Below are 17,475 nucleotides of genomic sequence, written 5' to 3' on the forward strand. Positions count from 1 at the left end.
AACCCACTTCCAGCTTCGGCATTCAGCTTCGCACACGCATCGCTTAGCGACGCAGACCCAGACGACCGATCAGGGTGCTGTAACGAGTAGTGTCCTTGCCCTTCAGGTAATCCAGCAGCTTACGACGCTGGTTGACCATACGGATCAGGCCACGACGCGAGTGGTGGTCCTTGCCGTTGGCCTTGAAGTGACCTTGCAGCTTGTTGATGTTGGCGGTCAGCAGGGCAACCTGCACTTCCGGAGAACCGGTGTCGCCTTCAGCTTGCTTGTACTCGTTTACGATCTGGGATTTTTCTTCAACGCTAAGTGCCATGATGGGCTCCTTCTATGAACAGGCCGGGACGTATCCCGTGTTTTAAAAGAGGCGTGACCGTGCCTGCCGACAGCCATCCTCTGACGCGGCACACCATCGGGCGCACCGCGTATCGGTCATTCCGACCGAATCAATCGACGCGGCGCAATGCGCCCGTCTTCACTCACTTCACCGATACCGATGAAGCGACCGTTGTGATCCTGCACCCGCAGCATGCCGAACTTCGGCGCTTCCGGCGCACGCACCGGCTGACCATGCAGCCAATAAAACGCACTGTGCTCGGACAGTTGCAACAGCGGCCAGTGCTCCAGCCCACTATCGACCGGTTTCAGGTATGCGTCGATCGCCTCTGCGCCGCCCTGGGCATGTGCCTGCTCAAGCTCCTCGAGACTGACCGTCTGGGCCAGATCGAACGGGCCGGCCTGGGTCCTGCGCAGTTCGGCGACGTGTGCGCCGCACCCCAGCGCGTGCCCGATATCCTCGACCAGCGTGCGGATGTAGGTCCCTTTACTGCACGCAACAGCCAGGCGCGCCCTGTCCGCGTCCAGCGCGAGTAAATCCAAGCGAGCAATGGTAACAGAACGCGGCTCGCGCTCCACTACCTCTCCCGCACGCGCAAGCTTGTACAACGGCTGGCCGTCACGTTTGAGCGCCGAATACATTGGCGGCACCTGCAACAGATTGCCGCGAAACCGGGGCAGTACCATTTCGAGCTGCTCCTGGCTGACGGCAACCGGCTTACGTTCGATCACCTCGCCCTCGGCATCGGCCGTGGTCGTGGTAACACCCAGCTGGGCAACCGTCTCATAACCCTTGTCGGCATCGAGCAGGTATTGCGAAAACTTGGTCGCCTCACCGAAACACAGGGGCAGCACGCCAGTCGCCAGCGGGTCCAGGCTACCGGTATGCCCGGCCTTCTCGGCGTTGAGCAACCAACGAACCTTCTGCAAGGCTGCGTTGGAGGTGAACCCGCGGGGCTTATCGAGAAGAATGATGCCGCTTACTGCGCGGCGAACACGTTTTACCTGGGCCACGCCTTATTCTCCGACATCGTCGCTGTGCTTGCGGTCTTCAGCCACCGCACGCTCGATGAGCGACGTCAGCTCGACGCCACGGCGCACGCTGGCGTCGTAGCTGAAATGCAGCTGTGGCACGGTACGCAGCTTCATCGCCTTGCCCAGCTGCATCCGCAGGAAACCACCGGCGTCATTGAGAATCCTGAGATTGGTCTTGACCGCATCCTCGTCGTCGTCCTTGCCCATGACGGTGATGAACACCTTGGCATGCGACAGATCGCGACTGACCTCGACGGCAGTAATGGTTACCAGGCCCAGGCGTGGGTCCTTCACTTCACGTTGAATCAGCAGCGCCAGTTCGCGCTGCATCTGGTCGCCGATACGCTGGGTACGGCTGAATTCTTTGGCCATAAAATCTGCCTCGAGCAGCAAGCTGCAAGGTGAAAATCATCATGCTGCAAAGGCAAACGGCAAGCTCCCAGGGTTGCCCCTGAAAGCTTGCCGCTTATTGCCTTACAGCTGCTGTTAGAGCGAACGCGCCACTTCGACCTTCTCGAAGACTTCGATCTTGTCACCCGCCTTGACGTCGTTGTAGCTCTTCACCGCGATACCGCATTCCATGCCGGCACGGACCTCGGCGACGTCGTCCTTGAAGCGACGCAGGGACTCCAGCTCGCCTTCGAAGATGACCACGTCGTCGCGCAGTACGCGAATCGGGCGGTTGCGGTGCACCATACCTTCGGTGACCATGCAGCCTGCAACGGCGCCGAACTTCGGCGAACGGAACACATCGCGAACCTCGGCGATACCGAGGATGTTCTCCCGGACGTCGCTGCCAAGCATCCCGGTCAGGGCTTTCTTGACGTCTTCGATGATGTCGTAGATCACGTTGTAGTAACGCAGGTCCAGACCTTCCTGTTCGACGATCTTGCGCGCACCGGCATCGGCACGGACGTTGAAGCCGAACAGCACCGCGTTGGATGCCAGCGCCAGGTTGGCGTCGCTCTCGGTGATACCACCGACACCGCCACCGATCACGCGAACCTGAACTTCGTCGTTACCCAGGCTGCTGAGCGAACCCTGCAACGCCTCGAGCGAACCGCGAACGTCGGATTTGAGGACGATGTTGAGCGTCTTCTTCTCTTCCTGCCCCATGTTCTCGAAGATGTTTTCCAGCTTGCCGGCATGCGCACGAGCCAGCTTCACTTCGCGGAACTTGCCCTGACGGAACAAGGCCACTTCCCGCGCCTTCTTCTCATCGGCCAGTACGCTGAGCTCGTCGCCAGCGTCCGGCGTGCCGTCGAGACCAAGGATTTCGACCGGAATCGATGGACCGGCTTCCTTGATCGGCTTGCCGTTCTCGTCAAGCATCGCGCGGATACGGCCATAGTTCGAGCCGACCAGCGCCATGTCGCCCTGACGCAAGGTGCCGTCCTGTACCAGAACGGTCGCTACCGGACCACGTCCTTTATCCAGACGCGATTCGACCACCACACCACGACCCGGTGCCGACGGGGTTGCCGTCAACTCAAGGATTTCAGCCTGAAGCAACACCGCCTCGAGCAGCTCATCGACACCCGTACCCATCTTCGCGGAAACCGGCACGAACGGCGTATCACCGCCCCACTCTTCGGAGGTCACTTCGTGAACAGACAGCTCGCTGCGAATCCGATCGAGATCGGCGCCCGGCTTGTCGATCTTGTTTACCGCCACGACCAGCGGAACACCCGCAGCCTTGGCGTGCTGGATCGCCTCGATGGTCTGAGGCATGACGCCGTCATCGGCCGCCACCACCAGGATGACGATGTCGGTCGCCTGCGCGCCCCGTGCACGCATTGCGGTAAACGCTGCGTGGCCGGGCGTATCGAGGAAGGTGACCATGCCGCGGTCGGTTTCCACGTGATAGGCACCGATGTGCTGGGTAATGCCACCCGCCTCACCGGCCGCGACCTTGGCGCGACGAATGTAGTCGAGCAACGAGGTCTTGCCGTGGTCGACGTGACCCATCACGGTCACGACCGGCGCACGCGTAATGGCCTCGCCTTCGAACTTCAGCAGCTCGGCCAACTGTTCTTCGAGCGCGTTATCGCTGACCAGCTTGACCTTGTGGCCCAACTCTTCGGCGATCAGCTGGGCAGTTTCCTGGTCCAGCACCTGGTTGATGGTGACCGGGCTGCCCATTTTAAACATGAACTTGATGACTTCAGCCGCCTTGACCGACATCTGCTGCGCCAGATCGCCGACGGTGATGGTTTCACCGATGGCAACCTCGCGAACGATCGGGCCGGTCGGGCTCTGGAAACCATGCGCATTGCGCTTTTTCAGCTTCGACTTGCCACGACCGCCACGACGGAACCCATCGGCATCGTCTTCGCCGCTGCGCACGGTACGGGAAAGCGGAGCCTTCGCCTTCAAGGAAGGACGATGCTGGGCCTGCTTGCGATCGCGACGTTCGTCGTCGTCACTACGCGCCTTATCGGGGCGACGCGGCTCATCCTTCTTACGCTCCTCGACCGGGGCGGCAGCGACGACCGGAGTCGACTCAGTCTCAGCAGCCGCAGCCGGCTCCTGAGGCTCGGCCGCAGGCGCCTGCGCCTTGGTGGCCGCTTCGGCTTCAGCCCGACGACGCGCTTCTTCCTCGGCGAGCAGACGTGCTTCCTCGGCAGCCTTCTGCCGAGCCGCCTCTTCCGCCGCACGCTGCTCTTCCAGCTCGCGCTGCTTCTCGGCTTCGATTTCGTCAGGGCTACGCTTGACGAAGGTCTTCTTCTTGCGAACCTCAACACTGATGGTTTTGCTACCGCCAACCTTCAGCTTGGTCGTGGTCTTGCGCTGCAAGGTGATCTTGCGCGGCTCGTCCACCTTGGCGCCGTGGCTGCTCTTGAGGTGCGCCAACAGGGCCTGCTTTTCGTTATCGGTCACTACTTGCTCGGCGCTGGTGTGCGACAGTCCTGCCTCACGCATCTGCTGCAGCAGTCGCTCGACCGGTGTGTCGACCACCTGGGCCAGTTCTTTCACCGTGACTTGCGTCATGCATCTCTCTCCTCAGGCCGCTAAATACTTACTCGAACCAATGGGCTCGGGCGGCCATGATCAGCTTGCCGGCACGTTCTTGATCTATGCCGTCTATGTCGAGCAGGTCGTCAATCGACTGCTCGGCCAGGTCTTCGCGGGTGATGACACCCCGCATTGCCAACTCGACCGCCAGTTCCTTGTCCATGCCTTCCAGCTCGAGCAAATCCTCGGCCGGCTGGGCGTCTGCCAGTTTTTCTTCCGTTGCGATCGCCTTCGTCAGCAGGCGATCCTTGGCGCGGGTTCGCAGCTCGTTGACGATATCTTCGTCGAAGCCTTCGATGCCGAGCATTTCCTCCATTGGAACGTAGGCGATCTCTTCGAGCGAAGTGAAACCTTCCTCGACCAGTACTTGTGCCAGTTCTTCATCGACATCCAGCTCTTCGATGAAATTGCGCAGGATGTCGCCGGTTTCTTCCTGCTGCTTGGTCTGGATGTCAGCCTCGGTCATCACGTTCAGCGTCCAGCCGGTCAGCTGGCTGGCGAGCCGAACATTCTGGCCGCCACGACCGATGGCCTGGGCCAGATTGTCTTCGCCGACCGCGATATCCATGGCATGTGCATCTTCATCGACAATGATGGCGGCCACTTCAGCCGGCGCCATTGCGTTGATGACGAACTGCGCAGGATTCTCGTCCCACAGCACGATGTCGACACGCTCGCCACCGATTTCGCCGGAAACAGCCTGAACGCGGGAGCCACGCATGCCGATGCAGGCGCCCTGCGGGTCGATACGCTTATCCTTCGAGCGGACAGCGATCTTGGCGCGCGAACCGGGATCACGCGAAGCGCCCATCACTTCGATCAGACCCTCGGCGATTTCCGGGACTTCGATGCGGAACAGCTCGATCAGCATCTGCGGGGCCGTACGCGACAGGATCAACTGCGGACCACGGTTCTCGGTACGAATCTCTTTCAGCAGCGCTCGTACCCGAGCACCGACACGGAAGGTTTCGCGGGCGATGATGTCTTCGCGCGCCAGCAACGCCTCGGCATTGTTCCCCAGATCGACGATGACGCTGTCACGGGTCACTTTCTTTACCGTGCCGGAAATGATCTCACCCAGACGGTCGCGATAGGCCTCGACCACCTGAGCACGCTCGGCCTCGCGGACCTTCTGCACGATGACCTGCTTGGCAGTCTGCGCAGCGATACGACCGAACTCGATCGACTCGATCTTTTCTTCCAGGACGTCACCGACCTTGGCGTTGGCTTCGCGTGCCTGGGGCATATCGACAGTCAGCTGGTGAGCCGGATCGTCGAAATCCTCTTCCTCGACCACCGTCCAGCGACGAAAGGTCTCATAGCTTCCGTTCTGACGATTGATCTCAACACGCAGATCCACCTCGTCCTCGAAGCGCTTCTTGGTAGCCGTGGCCAAGGCCAGCTCCAATGCTTCGAAGATCACACCGGCCGGTACGCCTTTTTCGTTGGATACCGACTCCACAACCAGCAGTACTTCTTTGCTCATCGTACGCCTCGCCTATCGCAATCCATTGGGGTCCGCGGGATCCGCGATTCACTCAAAACGGGGAATTATGTTGGTCTTGTCGATCATGTCGATCGGCAACAGATATTCGTGATCATCGACCAGCACCACCACATCCTGCTCCTCGACCCCGCGGAGAAGACCCTGGAAATTGCGCCGGCCCTCAAAGGGCGAGCGCAGCTTTATTTTGACCTGTTCGCCCACGTGCGCCGCGTACTGCTCAAGCGTGAACAGCGGCCGATCCATACCAGGCGAGGACACCTCGAGGGTGTAATCGGAACTGATCGGATCTTCGACGTCGAGCACACCGCTCAGTTGGCGGCTGACCTTCTCGCAGTCATCGACAAGAATCCCGTCTGAATGATCGATATAGACCCTCAACAACGAATGTCGACCCTGCGAAATAAACTCGATACCCCAGCATTGATAGCCGAGCGCCTCGACCACCGGGGCCAACAAGGCCTGCAACTGTTCTAGCTTGCTCGACATCGAAGTCCCTCGTGCATGCCGTACAAATGAAAAATGGGCGAAACGCCCATCCCTGATGATCGCCTGTAGATGCCGGCGACCTGGCTTGAAGCTAATAAAAAGCCCCTCGACAGGGGCTTTTCATCAACTGGTTGCGGGGGCTGGATTTGAACCAACGACCTTCGGGTTATGAGCCCGACGAGCTACCAGACTGCTCCACCCCGCGTCAAACTGGGCACGAATTATACGACCGCACCCCAAGCAGGTCAACCAAAACCCTGAAAACAAGAAAGCCCGCATCTGCGGGCCTGCTTGTTTGGTACCGAGGAGGGGACTCGAACCCCTACAGCCTATGGCCACTACCACCTCAAGGTAGCGTGTCTACCAATTCCACCACCTCGGCAAAAACCTTTACTGCTGCTCCTGGACTTGAGGTACCTCGTCTGCACTAGGTGCGGACGGAGCGGATTCCAGAACCGGCACATCCTCAACTGCTGGCTTGCTCGCCGGGACTTCCAATACCGCCGGATCCGGCAAACCAACCTGCGACATCTGATCAGCCTGGCGTGTGGCGAAGAACGCCAACCCCAGACTAGTCACGAAAAAAACGCCGGCAAGTATAGCAGTAAAACGACTAAGAAAGGTAGAGGAACCTTGGCTTCCGAATACGGTTGCCGAAGCACCCGAACCGAAAGACGCACCCGCATCCGCACCCTTGCCCTGCTGTAGCAACACCAGCACAACCACACCAATGGCAACCAGCAGATGCACCACAATCACAACAGTCTGCAACATCTGATCAGTTCCCTGCGGCACGACAGATCGCACCGAAATCATTCGCTTTCAGAGAGGCACCACCGATAAGCCCCCCATCGATATCCGCCATCCCGAACAGCTCGGCGGCATTTTCCGCCTTTACACTGCCACCGTACAGGAGACGCGCGCCTTCAGCGATACGTCGATCCTCACGCGCCAGCTGCTCCCGGATAGCGGCATGTACCTCTTGAGCCTGTTGCGGCGTCGCCGTGAGCCCGGAACCTATCGCCCAGACCGGCTCGTACGCCACCACCGCGCGCTCGAAAGCGGCAATCCCGGCATCAGCGACCACCCGGGCCAACTGACGCCCCACCACTTCCAGCGTCTGCCCGGACTCACGCTCTTCCAGCGTCTCACCCAGACACAGCACCGGAGTCATTCCGCATTCCAGTGCCGCCGAAAACTTTCTGCTCACCACCTCGTCGCTTTCGCCCAGAACCAGACGTCGCTCGGAGTGGCCAACCAGTACCCACCTGCAACCCGCATCAACCAGTTGCGAAGCGGACTCTTCGCCGGTAAAGGCGCCGAAGCCGACTTGTGCCGCACAGTCCTGAGCGCCTACGGCAATTGCACTGCCTTCCAGGCCGCTCACAACCTGCACAAGGTGCACACAGGATGGAAACACAACCACTTCCACCGCGGCAGGAAGCGCCTGCTGGCGAAGCGCCTCGATCAGCTCTGCGACGCTGGCGCGGGTACCGTTCATCTTCCAGTTACCAGCTACCAGTGGGCGACGCATGCTTTACCTCGTCGGTCAAAGTGGGCGCAGATGGTACTCAACGAAAACAGACCTGGCAAGCGGCAATCACGCACAAACTTCGGTAACTGCATTCGCCAACTCTTCGGCGTAAGACCGAACCTGATTCTCATCGTCCCCTTCAACCATCACGCGCACCAACGGCTCGGTACCCGACTTGCGCAGCAGCACGCGGCCGCGGCCGGCCATGCGCTCAGTGACACTGTCGCAGACCGCCTGGACCTGGGGGTGGGAAATGGGATCTTTGTCGCCGGCGAAACGCACATTGATCAGGACTTGCGGACACTTCTTCCAGGCTAGACGCTCATGCGCGAGGTTCTGCCCCCGACGCCGCAGCGCAAGCACGACCTGCAACGCCGCGATGATGGCATCTCCGGTCGTCACATGTTGAGCACAAACGATATGCCCCGAGTTTTCGCCACCGAGCACCCAGTTGCGCTCGAGCATTTCCGCCATCACGTAACGATCACCCACCTTGGCCCGGACGAAGGGAATATCGCGCGCCTTCAGCGCCAGCTCCAGGCCGAGGTTGCTCATCAGCGTGCCGACCACACCGCCCGCCAGGCGATCACGATCCTGCAGGTCCGTGGCGATGATGTAGAGCAACTCGTCGCCATCGACCTGCGCGCCGGTATGGTCGACCATCATCACCCGATCGCCGTCGCCGTCGAAGGCGATACCCAGATCCGCGCCCTGGTCAACCACGGCCTTCTGCAGTTGCGCCACGTGGGTCGACCCTACGTCGGCGTTGATATTCAGGCCGTCAGGTTGGGCTGCGATAACCACCACTTCTGCCCCGAGCTCACGGAATACGCTGGGCGCCACCTTGTAGGTGGCGCCGTGCGCACAATCGAGCACGATCTTCATGCCGGAGAAATCCGTACTGGTCGGCACGCTGCTCTTGCAAAACTCAATGTAACGACCGGCCGCATCGTTGATTCGTGATGCCTTGCCAAGCTGCGCCGACTCCACAACCGTCATCGGAGTATCCAGCAGTTCCTCGATCATCAGCTCGACTTCGTCAGGGAGCTTGGTCCCGCGCCCGGAAAAGAACTTGATGCCGTTGTCATGGTGGGGATTGTGCGAGGCGCTGATCACTATTCCAGCGTCAGCATGAAACGTACGGGTCAGATAGGCGACCGCAGGCGTGGGCATGGGCCCCAGCAGCAGCACGTCGGCGCCTGCGGCCGAAAGCCCGGCCTGCAAAGCGGATTCGAACATGTAACCTGAGATACGCGTGTCCTTGCCTATCAGGATGCGGCACTTTCCATGCTTGCGAAACGCCATTCCGGCTGCCCAGCCAAGCTTGAGCATGAAGTCCGGCGTAATCGGAAACTGTCCGACGTGACCGCGGATGCCGTCGGTTCCAAAATATTTTCTACCCATGAAAAATTCCCTATTCAGCCGCCTGCACTGCAGCAATCATACGAACCACATCAACCGTTTCGGCCACGTCGTGCACGCGCAGGATGCACGCGCCCTTGGCAACTGCCAGCGCAGCAAGCGCAAGGCTGCCGTACAAGCGATGCGCTACATCACGTCCCAACGCGTGGCCTACCATGCTCTTTCGTGACACACCGACCAGCAAGGGCCGACCCAACGCATGGATCTGCTCCATATGTTTGAACAGACTGAGATTATGCGAAAGGGTCTTGGCGAATCCGAAGCCCGGATCTAGCACGATTCGCCCGACGGGAATGCCCGCCGTGACACACACCTTCATGCGTTCGCGAAGGAAACGCACGACTTCAGCGGTCACATCGTCGTAACGAGGATCGTTCTGCATGTCGCCCGGCTCACCCCGCATGTGCATCAGGCACACCGGCAGGCCGGTATCCGCCGCCGCGTCCAGCGCGCCATCGCGAGCGAGCGAGCGCACATCATTGATCAGCCCCGCACCAAGCCGCGCGCTCTCGCGCATCACCGCCGGGGTCGAGGTGTCGACCGAGACGATTACGTCGAGCTCACGCGTAATCGCCTCGACAACCGGCGCAACGCGCTCCAACTCCTCGATTGGCGAAACGACGCGCGCCCCGGGACGGGTCGACTCTCCTCCCACGTCAATCAAGGTCGCGCCAGCCGCCACCATCGCCTCAGCGTGGCGCAACGCCGCATCGAGACTGGCATGTTGACCGCCATCGGAAAAGGAATCAGGCGTGACGTTGAGGATGCCCATGACATGCGGGCGCGATAAATCAAGAACCCGGCTGCCACAGGACAGCCGGGTCGGATGCAACGGTTCGGTCATTAAAACAGCCTTAGCTTAGTGCTCGCCGGCGGGACCACCGATCGGCGTCTGCGGGCGGCCGCCTTCGGGCTGCACCGGAGTTCCGGTAGGCCCTGAGCCGTCCTGCCAGTCACGAGGCTCGCGCGGCGTGCGGCCCGCCATGATGTCATCGATCTGATCGGAGTCGATCGTTTCGTACTTCATCAGCGTTTCGGCCATCAGGTCGAGCTTGTCACGGTTGTCGGCCAGTATCTGCTTGGCCGTCCCGTAGCAGTGGTCGATGATGCTGCGCACTTCCTGGTCGATCAGCTTGGCCGTGTCACCCGATACGTTGGTGTGCTGGCTGCCGGCACTGCGCCCAAGGAAGACTTCACCCTCCTCTTCGGCATACATCAGCGGACCGAGCTTCTCGGAAAGACCCCATTTGGTGACCATGTTCCGAGCCAGCTGAGTGGCGCGCATGATGTCGTTCGACGCTCCGGTGGTGACGCCCTCGAAGCCAAGGGTCATCTCCTCGGCGATTCGTCCGCCGAACAGCGAGCAGATCTGGCTGATCAGCGCTCGCTTGGACAGGCTATAGCGGTCTTCCTCGGGAAGGAACATCGTGACGCCCAGCGCCCGGCCACGAGGAATGATCGAAACCTTGTAGACGGGATCATGCTCCGGCACGACGCGACCGACGATTGCATGGCCCGCTTCGTGATACGCCGTGTTGAGACGCTCCTTCTCGGACATCACCATCGATTTGCGCTCGGCGCCCATCATGATCTTGTCCTTGGCCAGCTCGAACTCCTTCATTTCCACCACGCGCTTACCGGCACGCGCAGCGAACAACGAGGCCTCGTTGACCAGGTTGGCGAGATCGGCACCCGAGAAACCAGGCGTGCCACGAGCGATCAATGCCGGCTCGACAGTGTCGCCGAGCGGAACCTTGCGCATGTGGACCTTGAGGATCTGCTCGCGACCGCGAATATCCGGCAACCCGACAACCACCTGGCGATCGAAGCGACCAGGACGCAGCAGCGCGGGGTCGAGCACGTCGGGGCGGTTGGTCGCGGCGATGACGATAATACCGTCATTCATTTCGAAACCGTCCATCTCCACCAGCAACTGGTTGAGGGTTTGCTCGCGCTCGTCATGCCCGCCGCCGAGGCCGGCGCCACGATGACGACCGACGGCGTCGATCTCGTCGATGAAGATGATGCACGGCGCATGCTTCTTGGCTTGTTCGAACATGTCGCGGACGCGGCTGGCACCGACACCGACGAACATTTCAACGAAGTCCGAACCCGAGATGGTGAAGAACGGGACCTTGGCCTCGCCAGCAACCGCCTTGGCGAGCAGCGTCTTACCGGTACCCGGCGAACCCACCATCAGGACGCCACGCGGTATGCGTCCGCCGAGGCGCTGGAACTTGCCCGGATCGCGAAGGAATTCGACCAGTTCGGTAACTTCTTCCTTGGCCTCGTCGCAACCGGCGACGTCGGCGAAGGTCGTCTTGACCTGATCTTCTGACAGCAGGCGAGCCTTGCTCTTACCAAAGCTCATCGGCCCGCCCTTGCCGCCGGCGCCGCCCTGCATCTGGCGCATGAAGAACATGAACACGGCGATGATGACCAGGATCGGGAAACTGGCCACGAGCAGTTGCGTCCAGATGCTCTGCTGCTCCGGCTGCTTGCCCTCGATGACCACGTTGTTGTTGATCAGATCGCCGATCAGGCCGTTGTCCTGAATCGCCGGGCGAATCGTCTTGAACGTCTCGCCATCACTGCGCTTGCCGGTGATGACGTATCCGTCGACGGTCACGCGCTCTACCCGACCCTCTTTCACCTGCTCGATGAAATCCGAATAGTTGAGCGTCTGCGGCTCGGTCGGGCTGGAAAAGTTGTTCATCACCGTCACCAGGACAGCGGCAATGATCAACCACAGAATCAGGTTTTTTGCCATGTCGTTCAATTCACTACCCTCTAGAGCAGGCGTGTTGTCGGGAGCCTGCATGACGGCCGATGGTTCTTTCTCGGCCCAACTTACTACACAACGTCGCTGAACGGGCAGCTTGGTCTGTAACCCGATATGAAGATGATAGCCCGTAATCCGGGCCGTAGGCGCCATTCGGGCTCTTCTTCGCCTACCTGCTAGGACCGCGCCGCCTGCAGCTCGTTGCCATCGCCTCGATAGCCGCGCGCCAACAGGTATTGCTCACGCGAACGGTCCCGTGAAGACAAGGGCTTGCGCATCTGCACCTTGTCGAAGTTCTGTCGCACATCCTTCAGGTAGGCATCAAAGCCCTCACCCTGGAAGATCTTGATCAGAAAATCGCCACCTGGACGCAGCACCCGCATCGCCAGGTCAAGCGCCAGCTCGCAGAGGAACATCGCCCGCGCCTGGTCGGCGACCTTCACCCCACTCATATTGGGGGCCATGTCGGAAATCACAAGGTCGACCTGCGTGTCGCCGATGGCCTGGAGGATTTCGGCGAACACCTCGTCTTCGGTAAAGTCCCCGAGCACGAAGGTCACATCGGCGATGCTATCCATGGGCAGGATGTCGGATGCGATCAGGCGCCCGCGGTCGCCAATGACCCGGCTGGTAACCTGCGACCACCCGCCCGGAGCCGCGCCGAGGTCGACCACAGTCATGCCGGGCCGCAGGATACGATCCTTTTCCTGGATCTCCAGCAGCTTGTAGCTCGCCCGTGACCGATAGCCGTCGCGCTGCGCCATCTTTACGTAGGGGTCGTCGAAATGTTCTTTCAGCCAACGCGGGCTGGTCTTGGAGCGTGCCAAGCTGTTACCTCATCTGTGCGGCCCGGAGTGTGTCAGTTACACTAGCCGCCGTTTTCAAGGGTTCTGACGCAAGGGTCGAATTATGCCGCTCACCAACGAGCAGAAGAAACAGTACAAATCCATCGGCCATCACCTGAAGCCGGTATTGATCGTGTCCGAGAACGGTCTGACCGAAGGCGTCCAGGCCGAATTGGAGCGCGCCTTGAACGATCACGAGTTGATCAAGGTACAGCTAAGAATCAGCGAACGCGATGACCGCCGTGCAGTCATGGAAGACCTCTGCACGATCGGCCACTGCGAGCTGGTTCAATCCATCGGCAAGATGGCGTTGGTCTATCGCAAGAATCCGAAGGTGAACAAGCAGTTGTCGAACGTGCATCGCTTTCAAGCCTGAGTCCGCCTCGAGCCCATCCGCGTCGCTATCGCTCCCGCCCGGGAGCGACCTGCAACACCAGCATCAGCCCGCACAGCCCGATTACAAGGTAGCTGAATACCAGCCAGTACGGCGATTCGACGACGCCAGCGCGCACCACGAAAAAGCTCGCAGAGAGCACCCACACGGACAGCAGTAACTGGCCTCGCAGGTCTTGCCACAACGCGCGAAAGCCGTGGAGCTGGATCAGTACGACGCCCTGCAGCATGGCGCAGAACGCAGCAAATCCCACCAGCAACGGCCGCAGGCTGGAGGCGATTTCCTCGATCAGCAGCGGCGCCAGCCCGATCTTGGCCAATGCCGGTAACATCACGAATTGCAACAGCCAGAGGCCGCCGACCCAGAATGTCTGGGCCAGCTGCCAGCTGATGACACCGGCTCGCATCGGTCGACGATCAGATATGGCGGACCTCGACGATCTCGTATTCGACCACGCCACTGGGTGTCTTGACCGCCACCACATCGCCTTCTTCTTTGCCCACCAGAGCGCGTGCGATCGGAGAGCTGACCGACAGCTTGCCGCGCTTGATATCCGACTCGTCGTCACCCACGATCTGGTACGTCACGGTTTCATCGGTCTCGACATTGGCGATTTCCACGGTCGTGCCGAAGATAACCTTGCCGCTGTGCGGAATGCTGGCCACGTCGATGACCTGCGCGTTCTGCAGACGACCTTCGATGTCCCGAATCCGCGCCTCCACCATGCCCTGCTGTTCGCGGGCGGCATGGTACTCGGCGTTTTCCTTGAGATCTCCAAGCTCACGCGCCTCAGCGATGGCCTGGGTAATCTGTGGACGCAATTCGGTCTTGAGGTGTTTGAGTTCGTCTTCCAGGGCGCGAGCGCCCTGGACAGTCATGGGGTATTTAGTCATGCCTTGATTCCTGCATGGAGATCCTGCAAGCGGCGCACGGTCTTCTCGGGACCGAATTTAAGCGCCTCACAGATCGCCTGACCACCGGCCAGGGTGGTCGTGCAACAGATCTTGTGCTGCAGGGCGTTACGACGAATCGAGTAGGAGTCAGCGATCGACTGACGCCCCTCGGTGGTGTTGATGATCAGGGTGACTTCGTCATTCTTGATCATGTCGACAACGTGAGGACGACCTTCGGTCACCTTATTGACCCGGCGTACCGGCAGGCCGGCTGCCTCGATCAGCTTGGCAGTGCCAACGGTGGCGACCACCTCGAATCCGAGCCCGACCAGATCACGTGCCACCTGCGCGACATGTGGCTTGTCATCGTCACGTACGCTGATGAATGCGCAGCCGCTGTTCGGCAGGATTTCGCTGGCACCCAGCTGCGCCTTGGCGAAGGCTTCGGCAAAGCTGTCACCGACACCCATCACCTCACCGGTCGACTTCATCTCTGGGCCAAGGATGGGGTCTACGCCCGGAAACTTGGCGAAGGGGAACACCGCTTCCTTGACGCTGTAGAAGTTCGGGATGATCTCTTCGGTCAAGCCAACCTCTGCGAGCGTCTTGCCGGCCATTACGCGCGCCGCGATCATCGCCAGCGAAACGCCGATGCACTTGGAGACGAAGGGAACGGTACGCGACGCACGCGGGTTCACTTCGATCACGAAAATGTCTTCGCCCTGCACAGCCATCTGAACGTTCATCAGACCGACCACGCCAAGCTCGAGGGCCATCTTCTTGACCTGGTCGCGTATCTCGTCCTGGATATGCGCCGGCAGCGAGTACGGGGGCAACGAACAAGCCGAGTCACCGGAGTGCACACCCGCTTGCTCGATGTGCTGCATGATCGCGCCGATCACCACGTGCTCACCGTCGCACACCGCGTCGATATCAACCTCGATGGCGCAGTTGAGGAAGTGGTCCAGCAGCACAGGACTGTCGTTGGAAACCTTGACCGCCTCGCGCATGTAGCGACGCAGCTCTTCTTCCTGGTAGACGATCTCCATTGCACGCCCACCGAGCACGTACGAGGGGCGCACCACCAGCGGATAGCCAATGACCTTGGACGCGGCCAGGGCTTCCTCTTCGCTGCGCGCCGTTGCGTTCGGCGGCTGGCGCAGATTCAGGCGCTCGACCATCTGCTGGAAACGCTCGCGGTCCTCGGCACGGTCGATGGCGTCGGGACTGGTACCGATGATCGGCACGCCAGCTTCTTCCAGCGCACGCGCGAGCTTGAGCGGAGTCTGGCCGCCGTACTGGACGATCACACCTTTCGGCTGCTCGACACGGACGATTTCCAGCACGTCTTCCAGAGTGACCGGCTCGAAGTACAGGCGGTCCGAGGTGTCGTAGTCGGTGGAGACGGTTTCCGGGTTGCAGTTGACCATGATGGTCTCGTAGCCATCGTCGCGCATCGCCAGCGCCGCGTGTACGCAGCAGTAGTCGAACTCGATGCCCTGGCCGATGCGGTTCGGCCCGCCGCCGAGAATCATGATCTTGTCGCGGCCGGACGGATTGGCCTCGCACTCTTCCTCGTAGGTCGAATACAGGTAGGCGGTGTCGGTTGCGAACTCGGCGGCGCAGGTGTCGACGCGCTTGTAGACCGGCAGCACCTTGAGCTTGTGGCGATGATTGCGCAGGTTCTTCTCGGTCACGCCAAGCAATTTGGCCAGACGCGCGTCGGAGAAGCCCTTGCGCTTGAGCTTGTACATGACGTCGCGGTCGATGCTGGACAGGCCCATCGTCTTGATGCGCTCTTCGTCCTTGATCAGATCCTCGATCTGCACCAGGAACCACTCGTCGATGCGCGTCAGGTCGAACACTTCCGCAACGGTCTTGCCCGCGCGGAAGGCATCGGCCAGATACCAGATACGGTCCGCGCCCGGCACGGTAAGCTCACGCTTGAGCGTGCTCTCGCTCTCCGGATCGGCCAAGTCCAGCTTCGGATCGAAGCCCGACACCCCCACTTCCAGGCCGCGCAGCGCTTTGTGCATCGATTCCTGGAATGTACGACCGATGGCCATGACTTCGCCAACGGACTTCATCTGCGTGGTCAGGCGAGCATCGGCCTTGGGAAACTTCTCGAACGCGAAACGCGGGATCTTGGTCACCACGTAATCGATCGCCGGCTCGAAGGACGCCGGGGTCCGGCCACCGGTGATGTCGTTCTGCAGTTCGTCGAGGGTATAACCCACCGCCAGCTTCGCGGCGATCTTGGCGATCGGGAAACCCGTGGCCTTGGAGGCGAGGGCCGAGGAGCGCGACACACGCGGGTTCATCTCGATGACGACCATGCGGCCCGTGTTCGGGCAGACGCCGAACTGTACGTTGGAGCCGCCGGTTTCCACACCGATCTCACGCAGAACGGCCAGCGAGGCGTTGCGCAGAATCTGGTATTCCTTGTCGGTCAAGGTCTGAGCCGGCGCGACGGTGATGGAGTCGCCGGTGTGCACGCCCATCGGATCGAAGTTCTCGATGGCGCAGACGATGATGCAGTTGTCCTTCTTGTCGCGGACAACCTCCATCTCGTATTCCTTCCAGCCGATCAGCGACTCGTCGATCAGCAATTCGCTGGTCGGCGACAGATCGAGACCGCGCGCGCAGATTTCCTCGAACTCTTCGCGGTTGTAGGCAATACCGCCGCCGGTGCCGCCCATGGTGAAAGACGGCCGGATGATGCAGGGGAAACCGACCTTCTCAAGCACACCGTAGGCTTCGTCCATGTTGTGCGCGATACCGGACACCGGACAGGCCAGACCGATGTTCTTCATTGCTTTATCGAAGCGCGAGCGGTCTTCCGCCTTGTCGATGGTATCGGCGTTCGCGCCGATCATCTCGACGCCGAATTTTTCCAGGACGCCGTGCTTTTCCAGGTCCAGCGCGCAGTTCAATGCGGTCTGGCCACCCATGGTCGGCAGCAGCGCATCAGGACGCTCCTTCTCGATGATCTTGGCCACCGTGGCCCACTTGATCGGCTCTATGTAGGTGGCGTCGGCCATGGCCGGGTCAGTCATGATGGTGGCCGGGTTGGAGTTCACCAGAATGACGCGAAAACCTTCTTCCCTCAGTGCCTTGCACGCCTGCGCGCCGGAATAATCGAACTCGCAGGCCTGGCCGATAACGATAGGGCCGGCACCGAGGATCAGGATGCTCTTTATGTCTGTACGCTTGGGCATGGGACTCTCGT

Annotated in this window: 16 protein-coding genes and 2 tRNA genes; 1 reads left to right on the forward strand and 17 read right to left on the reverse strand. The window is 60.6% G+C overall.

Translation table 11 applies throughout. The annotated features are described in order from the left end of the window. Positions 1-43 precede the first annotated feature (43 nt). From rpsO to rlmE, 14 genes are all read right to left on the reverse strand, one after another. Positions 44-313 (reverse strand): 30S ribosomal protein S15, encoded by a 270-nt coding sequence (rpsO, locus tag GQA94_RS20685; RefSeq protein ID WP_158189775.1) that lies wholly within the window; start codon positions 311-313, stop codon positions 44-46. A 116-nt stretch (positions 314-429) separates the two neighbouring features. After that, a complete protein-coding gene (truB, locus tag GQA94_RS20690; RefSeq protein ID WP_158189776.1) occupies positions 430-1,347 on the reverse strand; it encodes a tRNA pseudouridine(55) synthase TruB in 918 nt (305 codons plus the stop codon). 3 nt (positions 1,348-1,350) lie between these two features. Then, a complete protein-coding gene (rbfA, locus tag GQA94_RS20695) occupies positions 1,351-1,740 on the reverse strand; it encodes a 30S ribosome-binding factor RbfA (RefSeq protein ID WP_158189777.1) in 390 nt (129 codons plus the stop codon). Positions 1,741-1,854: 114 nt separating this feature from the next. Then, positions 1,855-4,359: a translation initiation factor IF-2 gene (infB, locus tag GQA94_RS20700; protein WP_158189778.1), complete on the reverse strand. Its 2,505-nt coding sequence runs from the start codon at positions 4,357-4,359 to the stop codon at positions 1,855-1,857. Between the two features lie 28 nt (positions 4,360-4,387). Further along, positions 4,388-5,869, reverse strand: a complete 1,482-nt coding sequence (gene nusA / locus GQA94_RS20705; RefSeq protein ID WP_158189779.1) for a transcription termination factor NusA — start codon at positions 5,867-5,869, stop codon at positions 4,388-4,390. A gap of 48 nt (positions 5,870-5,917) precedes the next feature. Next, positions 5,918-6,376 (reverse strand): ribosome maturation factor RimP, encoded by a 459-nt coding sequence (gene rimP / locus GQA94_RS20710; protein ID WP_158189780.1) that lies wholly within the window; start codon positions 6,374-6,376, stop codon positions 5,918-5,920. A gap of 128 nt (positions 6,377-6,504) precedes the next feature. After that, positions 6,505-6,581 (reverse strand) — tRNA-Met (locus tag GQA94_RS20715). A 91-nt stretch (positions 6,582-6,672) separates the two neighbouring features. Further along, positions 6,673-6,758: transfer RNA gene (locus tag GQA94_RS20720), tRNA-Leu, on the reverse strand. Positions 6,759-6,766: 8 nt separating this feature from the next. Continuing rightward, a complete protein-coding gene (gene secG / locus GQA94_RS20725) occupies positions 6,767-7,150 on the reverse strand; it encodes a preprotein translocase subunit SecG (protein WP_158189781.1) in 384 nt (127 codons plus the stop codon). Positions 7,151-7,154: 4 nt separating this feature from the next. After that, positions 7,155-7,910, reverse strand: coding sequence for a triose-phosphate isomerase (tpiA, locus tag GQA94_RS20730; RefSeq protein WP_158189782.1), 756 nt, complete (start codon positions 7,908-7,910; stop codon positions 7,155-7,157). Positions 7,911-7,976: 66 nt separating this feature from the next. Then, entirely contained in the window at positions 7,977-9,314 is a 1,338-nt protein-coding gene (gene glmM / locus GQA94_RS20735) for a phosphoglucosamine mutase (protein ID WP_158189783.1), read from the reverse strand. Positions 9,315-9,324: 10 nt separating this feature from the next. Continuing rightward, a complete protein-coding gene (folP, locus tag GQA94_RS20740; protein WP_158189784.1) occupies positions 9,325-10,176 on the reverse strand; it encodes a dihydropteroate synthase in 852 nt (283 codons plus the stop codon). A 15-nt stretch (positions 10,177-10,191) separates the two neighbouring features. Continuing rightward, positions 10,192-12,102, reverse strand: coding sequence for an ATP-dependent zinc metalloprotease FtsH (ftsH, locus tag GQA94_RS20745; protein WP_158189785.1), 1,911 nt, complete (start codon positions 12,100-12,102; stop codon positions 10,192-10,194). 188 nt (positions 12,103-12,290) lie between these two features. After that, entirely contained in the window at positions 12,291-12,941 is a 651-nt protein-coding gene (gene rlmE / locus GQA94_RS20750) for a 23S rRNA (uridine(2552)-2'-O)-methyltransferase RlmE (protein WP_158189786.1), read from the reverse strand. A gap of 82 nt (positions 12,942-13,023) precedes the next feature. Between rlmE and GQA94_RS20755 the strand changes: the two genes are divergently transcribed. Then, positions 13,024-13,335, forward strand: coding sequence for a YhbY family RNA-binding protein (locus GQA94_RS20755; protein WP_158189787.1), 312 nt, complete (start codon positions 13,024-13,026; stop codon positions 13,333-13,335). A 25-nt stretch (positions 13,336-13,360) separates the two neighbouring features. Here the strand turns inward: GQA94_RS20755 and GQA94_RS20760 are convergent, their stop codons facing one another. Genes GQA94_RS20760 through carB form a run of 3 tightly spaced genes read right to left on the reverse strand, consistent with a single transcriptional unit; the run spans position 13,361 to position 17,464 of the window. Then, complete coding sequence (locus tag GQA94_RS20760) at positions 13,361-13,759, reverse strand: DUF4149 domain-containing protein (RefSeq protein ID WP_158189788.1); 399 nt, start codon at positions 13,757-13,759, stop codon at positions 13,361-13,363. Between the two features lie 10 nt (positions 13,760-13,769). Then, positions 13,770-14,246, reverse strand: a complete 477-nt coding sequence (gene greA / locus GQA94_RS20765) for a transcription elongation factor GreA (protein WP_158189789.1) — start codon at positions 14,244-14,246, stop codon at positions 13,770-13,772. Continuing rightward, the gene (carB, locus tag GQA94_RS20770; RefSeq protein ID WP_158189790.1) at positions 14,243-17,464 is read right to left on the reverse strand and encodes a carbamoyl-phosphate synthase large subunit; all 3,222 of its coding nucleotides are present in this window, start codon (positions 17,462-17,464) and stop codon (positions 14,243-14,245) included. Before carB ends, greA begins: the two co-directional genes overlap by 4 nt. Between the last annotated feature and the right edge of the window lie 11 nt (positions 17,465-17,475).

Origin of the sequence: Stutzerimonas stutzeri (assembly GCF_009789555.1) — a bacterium.
Lineage (GTDB): Bacteria > Pseudomonadota > Gammaproteobacteria > Pseudomonadales > Pseudomonadaceae > Stutzerimonas > Stutzerimonas stutzeri_R.